Genomic DNA, 11,370 nt, shown 5'->3' on the forward strand with positions numbered 1-11,370 from the left:
GGCCTGCAACGTCTGCGGCAGGTCACGGATGGCCTCCCCGGCCCGCCCCGCCTTCACCGGCCCGTCGAGCTCCGGCCCCGCCTCGAACAGCATCGTCCCGCCGCCCTCCAGCGGGACCCGCGCCAAAACCTGCATCAACTTCCCCTCCACCAGAGCGACATGGCGCCGACTCCTGACATGTGCAGGCAACCACATCCGTCATTCCCCGGGGAGACGAACGGGAATCCGCGTACTCCCATTCTTTGCGGGCGGGCCCGAACACCGACATGGTTCAGGCGGGGGTGTCTCTGGCCGAGCGGAACCGGCGGGGCCGCTGGGCCGAGGACGACACCACCGCGGACACCGTCTACGACCGCCCGCACGGCGTCGGCCGGACGGACCCGCTCGCCCAGGTACCGCTGCACGGGTTCAGCGAGGAGTCCGCGTGATGTGGGCCTGGCGCGGATTCCTCGCTGCCACGGTAGGGCCTCTCCTAGGCAGAGGGGTGATCCGCATGGGTCACGTGGTCGGTGAACGACGTCCACGCGGCGGCCGTGAAGGTGAGGACCGGGGGCTCGTCGTCGTTGTTCTGCTTGGAGTCGCGGACGTGGACGACGTGGGGCATCGGGCACGCTTCGACGCACTCGGTGCCCTGGTTGTCGCTGTAGGAAGACTTGAACCACTGGCCGTAGGGGCGGCCTGTGGCGGTGGTGTTCGCGTTGATGGTGATCAGGCCCTTCGTGCGAGTCGTTCGAGGAAGCCGGGGGTTTCATGGTCGGGCAGGGCGCCTCGGGTGAGGAAGTCGAAGCGGCGCGAGAACCGCTTGACGACCTTCTGTTTCGAGATCACCTGGACCGCTCCTACGACGGTGCTCGCCGATACGACGGGTCCGGGCAGGGCTTTGCGGTCGAAGTCCAGCACTGTGAAGTTCCCCGCCGTCAGCCGGTAGGCGGGGGCGGTCGCCGGGATGATCTGGACGGTGACGTTCGGGAGCTTGGCGAGTCGGGTGATCTCCTCGTACTGGCAGTGCATCACATCCGGGTTGCCGACCATGTTCGTCAGCGCGGACTCGTCCATCAGGCATACCAGCTCAAGGCCGCCTTCGGTGATCAGCTTCTTCCGGTTGATCCGCACTGCAACGGCGCTGTCGATGAAGTCGGTGGTCGTCTCGTCGGCGGCCTTGGCCGATAGCATCAGTTCACGGGCGTATTCCTCGGTCTGGAGCAGCCCGTATACGACTCCGGGACACCAGGGGCTCAGGGTCTTCGCTCCGGACTCGAAGCCTAGGTAGGCGGGCATCCCGGACGGCAGCACGGACACGTTCGGTGTCCACCAGTCGTCGCCCTTGGCATTCTTGTACCAGTCGAGCAGCAGTTCCTGGCCCTCGTCGTCGACGCTGTACGCGGTAAGAAGATCCACGTACTGGCCGATGCGCCGGAAGCCGGTCGTACCCTTCTCCAGGTTGGTGATCGTGGACGCCGCGCACTTGGCCGCCTTCGCTGCCTGCTCGCCCGACAGCCCGGCGTTCTCCCGCAGCCGGGCGAGCTCAGCACCCAACATGATGCGCAGGAACGTCGCTCCCGTGTTCGCCGCCATGTGACCGCCCCCTCCGGTGCCCGCCACGGTGCCCTGGCGACAGTCCCGGTTCGCTCCGCGCAGGACCCGGTTCAGATTGTCCGGACTCCGGTTCACCGCCAGTCATATACCGATCCTCCCCGGACCACAATTAGTTACGCGCTTCCGATTGCAATTCAAGTTGCCCTGGGGAGACGGTAGTTGGAGCAGCTCAAGTCCGGCGGCGGCTACGAGGAATCGGCTCCCATTGCCCGCTCGTGCCTGTCCGTCACCGGCCCACCTTCCGTTGGCATCAGGACTCTCCCCGTGCCGGCTGCCCGGGTGCCGGAGCTCTCACCATCAGCGCCATGGGCGGCGCGGTCCCCAGACCTGCCCTTTGGAGGAAGCGTGCTCCACCTGACGCCCCTGTCCGTTCCCACCCTCCAGGACGCCTACCTGGCAGTGATCGAGCAGGTCGCACACCGGCACGAGTACATCAACGCCCCGCGTGGAAACGCCAGCCGCGAATGTCTGAACGTCGGTTTCACGCTGGCCGACCCGACCGCCCGGGTTCCTTATCTGGCCTCCCGGAAGGTCAACATCGTCTTCCACTTCGCCGAGGCCCTCTGGTACCTGTGGGGCCGGGACGACCTGGAGATGATGGCGTACTACGCGCCGCAGATGCGGGCGTACTCCGCAGACGGCAAGACCATGGGCGGTTCCGCCTACGGCACCCGCCTCTTCCGCGCCGTCAGCGGGGCCAAACGGTCCGCGTTCGACCAGGTCCTCGACGTGCTCCGCAACGATCCGTCGACGAAACGCGCCGTGCTGACGATGTTCCGCCCCGAGGAACTCGCGATCCCCGACAACCCCGACGTCTCGTGCGCCCTCGCCCTCCAGTTCCTGCTGCGGGAGGGCCGCCTGCACGCGGTCTGCCACATGCGGGCGAACGACGCCGACCAGGGCCTGCTGTCCGACGTCTTCTCCTTCACCCTCCTCCAGGAATTCGCCGCCCGGCAGCTCGGCGTCCAGCTCGGTACGTACACCCACCTGGCCGGGTCCATGCACATCGGTGACCGGGACATGCCGCGCGTGGAACGGGTGCTGGCCGAGGCCGCCGGCCAGACGAAGGGCGGCAGCGGCTTCCGTTTCCCGGCCATGCCCGCGTCCACCTCGTGGGCCGACCTCAACGCGGTACAGGCGCACGAGAGGGCCCTGCGGACCAACGAGGTACAGCACACCCCGACCACCGTGGCCGAGACCGGACTCGACCCGTACTGGCAACAGGTGCTGCTGCTGTTCGAGGTGCGGCGGCAGATCGAGTTCTGCACTGCCGACCCGGTCGACACCACGCTCCTGGCCGCCCTGGACCCCGGATACCGGTGGCTGCTGGCTCACCGGTGGCCCGAGCGGATTCCCACCCTCCTCAACGACGGGAGCACCCTCTGATGAAGAAGCACAGCCGAATCCCCGGGAGCGTTCTGGACGGCGTGGACTGGTCCTGCTGGAGTGTCGTCATGCTCAAGCCGGACTGCCTGCGTCGCGGCCTGGTCGACAAGGTCCTGGACCGCATCGGAGAGCACGAGCGGATCGTGACCCGCGAAGAGGTTACCGTCGCCGACTGGCAGATCCACGTCCACTACTGGGATCTCCTCGTGGACCGGGACTGGTTCAGCATCGACGTCGTCAGCTACCTGCGCCGCACATACACCGGGCAGAAGGTCGTCATCGCCCTCGTTCACGGCGGCGCCGGGACCCCGGAGCGGGTACGCGCGCTGCTGGGCCACTACGACCCGGCCGTCGCGAAGGCCGGAACGATCCGCGGTGACCTCGGAGACGACAGCCAGGAAAAGTCGCGGGCCGAGGGGCGGCTGATCGAGAATCTCGTCCACACCTCCGACGATCCGCCCACCGTGTGCCGGGACTTCGGCACGTGGTTCGGAGCCGACCGCCATGAGCTGCTGTTCCCCTCAGGCCCGTCGGCCTCCGCACAGGAGACAAGCTCATGACCGCCGATGCCGCGCCCACCCAGGCCGGCATCAACTCCGGCCCCCGCGCCCTTGGGTTCATGCCCGCCGCCGTGCAGGCCGAGCTCGATCCGTACATGGCGCAGATCGTCACCTACCGCAAAAGCGGCCTGTCGGTGAACCACATCATCGGCTGCCCGCTGGACTGCGGCTACTGCGTCCGGCACTTCTGGGGGAACTTCGACGTCAAGGTCCCGCAACTGCTCATCGACACCGGCCAGGCCGTAAAGCTGCTGACCAGCCACGAGGGGTTCCGGCCGCACATCACCCCGCTCCAGATCTTCAACAAGGCGACCGACCCGTTCCTCCCCGGGGTGAAGCCGCACCTCTTCCAGATCCTTCACGCCCTCGACCGGCGAGGCTTGACGAACCTGGTTCTGCTGATCACCCGCTTCAAGGTCACCCCCTCGGACATGGCCGAACTGGAGAACCTCAAGCACCTGCGGGTGACGCTGCTGTTCACCTACTCCGGCATCGCCGACGCGCGGGTGGAACCGATCGCGAAGAGCACGATCACCCTGACCTCCCTGACCACCGCCTGCGAGTGCAAGCAGCGCACCGGAGTAATCCTGTACTGGCGTCCGATCGTCCCCGGCTGGAACGACGCGCCCGAGACCATGGCGGGCGTCCTGGAGGCCGGCCGGATGGCGGACGCTCTCGTGTTCACCGGCTACTACCACAAGGAAGAGAACGCCCAGTATCTGCGGGAACTGGGTGTCCCCGTCCCGTACGAGGACGATTTCGCGCGACGCAAGGTGATGCCGAAGGAAACCGACGAGAAGGTCATCGCCGCCTGGCGGGCCTCCGGCGCCACGACCCCGCTGTTCCGCAAGACATCCTGCGGGGTCTCCTTCCTCCACCGCGTCCCGGACTACAACGGGCACTGGGGCGTCAACGAGCTGTGCGACATCTGCCCCCAGGCCCAGCGCACCCTGTGCCGGGATGCGCACAAGCCGCCCACCAGGGCCGAGCTGAAGACGGTCATCGACCAACTCGGCTACGACACCCCGACCATGCTCGACGGCGGCCATGTGTGGACCGCCGGACTGACTGAGCAGCAGCGATACCCGATCCAGCACCAGCTCGGCTACCAGGTCTGGGACCTCGACCTGCCACACTTCGCGCACGCCCACGGCCGCGCACTCACCGGCTACCAGCCGAACAGTCAGGAGACCGAGCAGCTGACGAAGGCGCGTGGCAGGTTCGCCGAACTGGCACGCTTCGACGACGACTAAGCACTGCCCGGCGCACAACGGATGGGACGGCCCTCATGGACGAGACGAGCCCCTGGTGGAACAGCCCTGCTCTGGCAGCCCTCGACCTCGAAGGCACCGGCCCGCAGGACCCTCAAGGGGAAACGATCCTGGAGATCGCCGTGGTCCCGGTGCATGAGGGCCGTCCCATCCCGTCCGAGTCGCACTCGACGCTGATCAACCCCGAACGGCCCATCCAACGGCGCCCGTGGATCTCCCCCGGCCTCACCAACGACGTCCTGTCGAAGGCCCCGTCCGCGCAGGATGTCGGGCCCCGCCTCGCCGCCCTGCTGGACGGCAAGATCATCGTCGGGCACAACGTCCGTGTCGACTGGCGGCTCCTGCACCGCCATTACCCGGAGATCACCCCCGCCGGGCTTCTGGACACCCTCCGCCTCGCCCGCGCCCTGAACCCCAGCGTGAAGGGCCACAGCCTGACCGCGTGGCTGGAGCGACGCCACCTCACCGGGGCCACCACAGAGGCCGCACCCGGCTCCCAGCCCCACCGTGCCCTGTGGGACGCCACCGGCACCGCGATGCTCCTGTCCGCGCTACTGGACGACCGCAACGACATCACGATGACCGAGCTCCTCAAGATCGCCGGCCTCCCCGCCGAAACCAGCAATCCCGCCCCAGCAGACGAACAGCCCACCCTGTGGGACCTCTGAGCTGGGTGAGAAGGGCGGTGTTGTAGACGCTGCCCGTACCGAGCCTTGATCGCCATTCTGCTGGGCCAAGGAACGGCAACAGGTGCCCTCTCCGAAAACATGGCAGAGGGCACCTGTTACACGCGAGGGTTGGGCTACTCCTGCATGCTTGGCTGTTTTCCTCGCGTCGAGCGCGGGATCTGGTGCGGGTAAGCGAAAGTAGGCAGGGTATAGAGGGCCGTGAGGCGCATGAAGGGCTCCCGGTTCGATGCCTATACGGCAGGTACCGAGCCGGGAGGCCCGGCAGTATGCGCAGGGGGCCCGTCAGATGGTCGTGATGAAGGCCGACCATACCTGAGGCGTGACTACGAGGTGACCGCCGTCGGGGTCCTTCGAGTCCCGGACGTGGACGGTGTCCGAGCCCTTGGCGACCTCGACGCACTGGCCGCCATTGCTACCGCTGTAACTGCTCTTGCGCCACACGAGGTCAGCGGGACCACGTGCAGCCTTCTGTGTGCTCATAGTTCTCCTGCCAGTTTGTTGATAAGGCTCAACGACTTGGTCTCGCTGAGGGCCTGGGTACGCATATTTCCATACCGCTGTTCGAGGCGGCTGACCCCTTTCTGGCTCGTGATCCACACGGGTCCAGCCTGTCCTTCGACATAGCCGATCTTCTTGCCTTCACCCGTCTCCAGCAGTGTCAGCGGACCGTCGAATCCAGCGTGGGATTCACAGTCCGCCGGCATGACCTGGATCGTCACATTGCGCATGACGGCATACTCAGCCAGGCGCAGCAGTTGTTCCTTCAGCACCTGCCTGCCGCCGATTGGGCGCCGGAGCACCCATTCCTCGATGACGAAGGTCAGCATCGCGACGGGCTTGCGGGTGAGCAGCACCTGCCGCTCCAGGCGGGCTGCAACCAGGCTTTCGACCTCGTCGTCGTCCAGCGTAGGGCAGTGCGCGCCGATTACGGCGCGCGCGTAGTTTTCGGTCTGAAGCAGGCCGGGCACCACGAGCGTCTCGTACATGGCCAGGCTGAGGGCGCTGGTCTCCATCTCGACGTACTCGGCGAACCACGACGGGTGGTCCCCTACGCGGACGTCGGGAGCGACGACCAGGAGCACCCCGTGCGCGCCGAGGGCGTCATCCAGTGGCTGAAGGACGTCCTCCTTGACGAGGCGCTTTCCGGCTTCGTACATCCGGATCAGCGACTCGCTGACCCCGATGTCCTCGGCCAGTCGCTTTTGCGTCAGTCCGCGCTGTTCGCGCAGTGCCCTGATCATGCGGCCGAATGCCTTCGCGCTGTTAGCGAGATCCTCGTGGCTGCTGCTGTTCGTCACCCTGCTGCCTTTCTCCCGAAAATCGCACCGCACACCGGCGCACAGGGCGAACCGGTGGGCGCACAGAATGGTCGACTGACCGCACACGATCACACCGGAGAGCGCTGCACAGCACGGAAACTTGCAGGTCAGCACGGATTTTCTGTGCGCCGGTTACGTCTGGTCAGGCTAGCTTCGGTAGCCGATCGTTGGAGCATGTTCCCCGAAGGACAGCCCCAAGTCGACGCCGTTGACGTCGACTCGGTATCGAGTGAACCACCGCCGCAGGAAGCCCTAGCGTGGATTCCCGTCACGGGCAGCGCCATGCGCCGATGCGGCGTGGATTTCGATGCCGTTCGCGTCAAGGGACTTCTTGGTCAGGAGACGTACAACGGACTGACGGCACTGAACGGCCCGGACTGCGGTGCGGTCATCTACACGCAGCGCAGCGACGGCTACCACTTCCTCGTGCCACCTGGGGCGGCTGCATCGGTGCGGTGGCCGCCGGGGGTTTGGGCCGGCACGTCTTCTCGTCACGGTGCTCAGGAGCAGTACATCGTTGTGCCTGCCCTGCGGGGGGATACGGGCTCTGCCCGATGGATCTCCAGGCCCGGCGATTCGCTTTTCGTGGATGCCCAACAGCTCCAGTCGCTGCTGTGCCGCATCACAGGGTGGTGCCCGCGCACGGACGACAGGCCGACGAAGCCGAGCCAACGTGGAGGAGCCTCATGACCGTGCTGGAGGAAACCGCCCTCGCTAACGCCCCCCGCCGCGAGGAAGGCCCAACCCCTTGCGCAAGGAGTCCGAAGGTGCCTGATTCGAAAATCCATTGCCCCGTGTACGTAGCCGCTGTTCAGGCAGCTCCTTCTGTTTGGAGGGTCACTTGGTAGCCGAGCTGGTTGAGCTGGCTCACCAGGCGGCGGGTCTGCCTGGCCCGGCCTGTGCGTTCGAGGAAGTACTGGCCGCCCAGATCGGCGTACTCGACGTCGCGGGTGAACATGTGCCAGACGGAGACGAGGATCGAGTGTTCCAGGGCGACCAGGGCCCGTTTCTTGCCGCGGCGGGCCACGATGCGCCGGTAGCGGGCGGCGAGGTAGGTGTCTTTGGTTCGCGCGGCGGAGACCGCGGCCTGGCCGAGCGCGGCCTTGAGCCAGGGGTCGCCGTGACGGGTCTTCCCGGGTCCTGTTCTGCCGCCGGACTCGTTGTTGCCGGGGCAGACCCCGGCCCACGAGGCGAGGTCGGCCGCCGAGGGGAAGCGGGCGATATCGTCGCCGATCTCGGCGAGGATCACTTCAGCGGCCCGGGTACTTACACCGGGGATGGTCACCAGGAGTTCGACTTGGCGACGAAACGGCGCGAGCTGTGCGCCGATACGCTCGCTGAGTCGGGTCTCCATCGCGGTGCAGGCGTCGACGCGGTCGAGCATCGCGCGCGCCAGGAACGCGTGGTGGTCACCGAAGTGCCCGGTCAGGGCCTCGACGAGCGCGCCGGTCTTGCGCCGCATGGATCCTTTGGCCAGGTCGGCCAGGATCTGCGGGTTGCGTTGGCCGACGATCAGGGCCTCCAGCATGGCCCGGCCGGAGACGCCCAGGATGTTGGAGACCGCCGCGGACAGCTTGATGCCCGCGTCTTCCAGGAGCTTCTCCAGCCGCTGGGCCTCACGGGTGCGTTCGCGGATGACCTCGGTGCGGTAGCGGGTGAGGTCCCGCAGCTGCCGGATCGGCTCCGGCGGCACGAACGAGTGGCGGACCAGGCCGTGTTCGGTCAGCTTGCAGATCCATTCGGAGTCTTTCACGTCGGTCTTGCGGCCGGGCACGGACTTCATGTGGCGGGCGTTGAGGAGCCAGCACTCCACGTCGTGTTCGAGCAGGTAGAACGCAGGCTTCCAATAGATGCCCGTGGCCTCCATGGCGACCAGGGTGATCTGTTCGGCGAGCAGCCAGTCCCGCATCGCCAGCAGGCCCGAGGTGACCGACGAGAAGGTGCGGGTCTCGCTGCGGCGCCGCTTGTTGGACCCCGGCACGCGGATCGTCACCTTCACGTCCACCTTGCTGATGTCAATGCCCGCGCAACGTTCGTGAATCACTTCCACCGCCCCGGCACCCCCTTCCGTGATCGGCCGCGAGCACGCGATCGTCCGGCGGGGGTCCGGCAGGCCAGAGAGTCTGATTCACGTGCTCGGAGCAACACATCCGGGTGCCTGTCGATGGACCCCCAGCGTCCTACTGACCCACGGGCTCGGAACGCACCAAGGCGCCACGACGTCCGCCGGACGACCACACACCGATTTTCACGCCCACAGGGTGTCGCCGTCAGGCGCACCGGACTACTGACCCGCTGGCACTGGGCCACCCTCACCGACCTGCTCAGCGACCTCTCCCTCTGGGCTATCCCCCGGGACGAGAGGCCGCTCGCCGCCGCCTGAGAGCAGCCGCCCAATCCCCGGCGGCACCCATCCGGTAAGAACGCCCAGGGCCACCTTGCCCTACAGGGCTCCTCAATCCGGTCGTGGCGACGCCGACGGTGGCCCGGCAACGCTCTCGTTCTCCGCCTCATCTGCCCCTCCGTACGGACCGGCATAGGGGCCTCTGGCCGTGGACTGCCTCTGTATCGTTTTAGGACGGATTCCCGCCTCCGTCTGCTGAGGCTCGGGAAGGTCCTTACGGCGCTTGACCTCGCTGCGCAGTCCAGCCTCACGGTGGCTGGCTGCCTGCTCGGCCGTGCGGGCAGCCGTCGCCTCTGTCCGCAGGGTGACGGCGAGCCCGTTGTCTTTGCCTTGAGCACGTCGTAGTAGCTCGGACATGCCGTCCTTGAGGAAGACCGCTTCGGCCAACACCTGGTCGTGTTCCTCGACCGGGCCTGCGGCCGGAGCCAATTCCTGAAGGTACGTACGAAGGGCGGCGAGTTCCTCGCTTTCCCTGGAGCTCTGCTCGCGCAGAGCGTCGCGTTCGGCTTCGGCCTGCGCACGGTCTTCGCCGCGCAGCACGGGCCGTCCGAAGCGGCCGACGGCTTCGAGTCGCTGGTCGAGGTCGTGGAGGCGCTGGTCCGTACGGCGCTGCTCGTTCGATCCGTCGGCTATTGCCGTGGTGACGGAGCGGAGTTCGATGATGGCTTCGGTTCGCTGGGTAAGGTCCTGGTACCGGCGCTGAAGGGCAAGGGCATTGGGTCCGCTTCCCGCTACCGCCTGCTGTTCGGCGCGGGCAGCCTTCGCCCCCGCGCTCTCCGCCGCGCGCTGGGCGGCACGGGTCGCTGTGGCTGCTCGTCGGACGGCGTCACGCAAGGCGCTGTTGCCGAGATGCGCGTACGGTGCGGTCCCTCTCAACGGCATAGCGTCATCCGTTGCCACGGCGGACGGGTAAGGAGTGGCTGCGCGCCCTCGCGCAACCGTCGGTGTCGTCGCATCCGAACCCTCTTCCGTGTTGGGGTCGTCGTACCCGGGCACCCTGGGAACAGGCAGGTCGGGCACGATGTCGCGGACGTGCACGGGTACGGCGTTGTCGGGCAGTTCGGTGAGGATCATCCGTTCCTCGGTGCCGTTCGCGACTTCGCGGATGAGGCCGGCGACGGCGCGGTCGAGCTGCTCCTGTTCGTTCGCGGGCTCTCCGTGGCGTGCGCGGTCGGTGTCGGCCTCGTAGACGGACAAGGGGAGGAAAAGGTGCGATTCCGCCTTGTCTCGGCTCATCATCGTGTAGAGGGCGTTGGCCTGCGCTCCGGGGCCGTAGACCAGGGCTTCCTGGACGCTGAGGCCCTGTGACTTGTGTCCGGTGATGGCGTAGCCCAGGGACAGCCCGCCCTGCGCGATGTAGTCGGTGTCGACCCATTCGGATACGTCACGGTGGCCGTCCGCAGTCTTCTCCCGCCACTCCACGAGGACGCGGCGTTGCTCGTCCACGGCGCGGACGAGACCGCGGAATCCGTTGAGCACGTCTTCGTTCTCACCGTGGGTCCGCTTGGCACGGTAGTCGTTGGTGCGCAGGAAGACCTGGTCGCCGACGGACAGCACGAGTTCGCCACCGCCGGGGAGGGCGTAGGTGTGCTCCGGGCCGATCAGGTCCCCGCTGGCCTTCCGTAGTGCTCGGGCGCCTAGGTTGAGTTCTTCGACGGTTTCGTTGGTGGCGGCGAGCATGAGCAGTTGCTGCACGGCGGTGTGGTCGTCGGTGTGGGCGGCGCGCTTGTCGGCCCAGACGGTGAGCATCGCGGCGAGCGTCTCGTCCTTGTCGGCGAGAGCGTGTACGCGGCCGGTGCCGGCGAAGGACCGCAGGGCTTCCATACGGTTGTCGTCGCGCCAGAGCGCCAAGGCGCGGCGTTCGATGGCGTCCTTCTGCCGGAAGTTCTCGGTCAATTCCAGCCCACCGACGATGTGGTGGATGGCGGCGAAGCTGCCGCCGATGCCGGGCGAGTGCAGCTGCTTCGGGTCTCCGATGCCGACGATCTTTGTGCCGGTCTTCGCGGCGTGCGCAAGGAGTTCGGCGATGTCGCGGTCGTCGCACATCGCGGCCTCGTCCACGACCAGGACGTCTACTCCGGTGAGTCCCCGGCCTCCGGATCGGATACCGGTCAACCAGGACGCGAGGGTGCGGGAGCTGATCCC

The 11,370-nt window shown here is 67.1% G+C and carries 12 protein-coding genes; 6 read left to right on the forward strand and 6 right to left on the reverse strand.

Annotated features, from left to right (window positions below; all coding sequences use genetic code 11):
• Positions 1-281: 281 nt before the first annotated feature.
• A complete protein-coding gene (locus ACFU99_RS17475; protein ID WP_384392412.1) occupies positions 282-428 on the forward strand; it encodes a hypothetical protein in 147 nt (48 codons plus the stop codon).
• Positions 429-472: 44 nt separating this feature from the next.
• Here the strand turns inward: ACFU99_RS17475 and ACFU99_RS17480 are convergent, their stop codons facing one another.
• Positions 473-712, reverse strand: a complete 240-nt coding sequence (locus ACFU99_RS17480) for a DUF397 domain-containing protein (protein WP_384392437.1) — start codon at positions 710-712, stop codon at positions 473-475.
• Entirely contained in the window at positions 709-1,575 is an 867-nt protein-coding gene (locus ACFU99_RS17485; protein WP_384392414.1) for a helix-turn-helix domain-containing protein, read from the reverse strand. Before ACFU99_RS17485 ends, ACFU99_RS17480 begins: the two co-directional genes overlap by 4 nt.
• 366 nt (positions 1,576-1,941) lie before the next feature.
• Here ACFU99_RS17485 and ACFU99_RS17490 point away from each other — a divergent pair, with 366 nt between their 5' ends.
• Genes ACFU99_RS17490 through ACFU99_RS17505 form a run of 4 tightly spaced genes read left to right on the forward strand, consistent with a single transcriptional unit; the run spans position 1,942 to position 5,481 of the window.
• Positions 1,942-2,982, forward strand: a complete 1,041-nt coding sequence (locus ACFU99_RS17490) for a thymidylate synthase (RefSeq protein WP_384392417.1) — start codon at positions 1,942-1,944, stop codon at positions 2,980-2,982.
• On the forward strand, positions 2,982-3,542 hold the full coding sequence (locus ACFU99_RS17495; protein ID WP_384392419.1) for a nucleoside-diphosphate kinase: 561 nt from the start codon (positions 2,982-2,984) through the stop codon (positions 3,540-3,542). The genes ACFU99_RS17490 and ACFU99_RS17495 overlap by 1 nt, the downstream gene beginning before the upstream one ends.
• Entirely contained in the window at positions 3,539-4,795 is a 1,257-nt protein-coding gene (locus ACFU99_RS17500; RefSeq protein WP_384392421.1) for a radical SAM protein, read from the forward strand. Before ACFU99_RS17495 ends, ACFU99_RS17500 begins: the two co-directional genes overlap by 4 nt.
• 35 nt (positions 4,796-4,830) lie before the next feature.
• Complete coding sequence (locus ACFU99_RS17505) at positions 4,831-5,481, forward strand: 3'-5' exonuclease (RefSeq protein ID WP_384392424.1); 651 nt, start codon at positions 4,831-4,833, stop codon at positions 5,479-5,481.
• A 303-nt stretch (positions 5,482-5,784) separates the two neighbouring features.
• Here the strand turns inward: ACFU99_RS17505 and ACFU99_RS17510 are convergent, their stop codons facing one another.
• Both ACFU99_RS17510 and ACFU99_RS17515 read right to left on the reverse strand, forming a co-directional pair.
• On the reverse strand, positions 5,785-5,982 hold the full coding sequence (locus ACFU99_RS17510) for a DUF397 domain-containing protein (protein WP_384392426.1): 198 nt from the start codon (positions 5,980-5,982) through the stop codon (positions 5,785-5,787).
• Positions 5,979-6,935 (reverse strand): Scr1 family TA system antitoxin-like transcriptional regulator, encoded by a 957-nt coding sequence (locus ACFU99_RS17515; protein WP_384392429.1) that lies wholly within the window; start codon positions 6,933-6,935, stop codon positions 5,979-5,981. Before ACFU99_RS17515 ends, ACFU99_RS17510 begins: the two co-directional genes overlap by 4 nt.
• 60 nt (positions 6,936-6,995) lie before the next feature.
• Between ACFU99_RS17515 and ACFU99_RS17520 the strand changes: the two genes are divergently transcribed.
• On the forward strand, positions 6,996-7,511 hold the full coding sequence (locus tag ACFU99_RS17520; RefSeq protein WP_384392432.1) for a hypothetical protein: 516 nt from the start codon (positions 6,996-6,998) through the stop codon (positions 7,509-7,511).
• A gap of 121 nt (positions 7,512-7,632) precedes the next feature.
• On the opposite strand, the gene ACFU99_RS17525 is transcribed toward ACFU99_RS17520, so the two are convergent.
• Entirely contained in the window at positions 7,633-8,871 is a 1,239-nt protein-coding gene (locus tag ACFU99_RS17525) for an IS110 family transposase (protein ID WP_384392434.1), read from the reverse strand.
• A 405-nt stretch (positions 8,872-9,276) separates the two neighbouring features.
• The coding region (locus ACFU99_RS17530; RefSeq protein WP_384392436.1) for an AAA family ATPase at positions 9,277-11,370 on the reverse strand (2,094 nt) is incomplete at its 5' end.

Source organism: Streptomyces sp. NPDC057654, from assembly GCF_042800135.1.
Lineage (GTDB): Bacteria > Actinomycetota > Actinomycetes > Streptomycetales > Streptomycetaceae > Streptomyces.

What these genes read in the sequence shown, in the direction of transcription:
- ACFU99_RS17495 (WP_384392419.1), top strand. Translation starts at nt 2,982, where the DNA reads ATGAAGAAGCACAGCCGAATCCCCGGGAGCGTTCTGGACGGCGTGGAC.
- ACFU99_RS17505 (WP_384392424.1), top strand. Translation starts at nt 4,831, where the DNA reads ATGGACGAGACGAGCCCCTGGTGGAACAGCCCTGCTCTGGCAGCCCTC.
- ACFU99_RS17485 (WP_384392414.1), bottom strand. Translation starts at nt 1,575, where the DNA reads ATGGCGGCGAACACGGGAGCGACGTTCCTGCGCATCATGTTGGGTGCT.
- ACFU99_RS17510 (WP_384392426.1), bottom strand. Translation starts at nt 5,982, where the DNA reads ATGAGCACACAGAAGGCTGCACGTGGTCCCGCTGACCTCGTGTGGCGC.
- ACFU99_RS17520 (WP_384392432.1), top strand. Translation starts at nt 6,996, where the DNA reads ATGTTCCCCGAAGGACAGCCCCAAGTCGACGCCGTTGACGTCGACTCG.
- ACFU99_RS17500 (WP_384392421.1), top strand. Translation starts at nt 3,539, where the DNA reads ATGACCGCCGATGCCGCGCCCACCCAGGCCGGCATCAACTCCGGCCCC.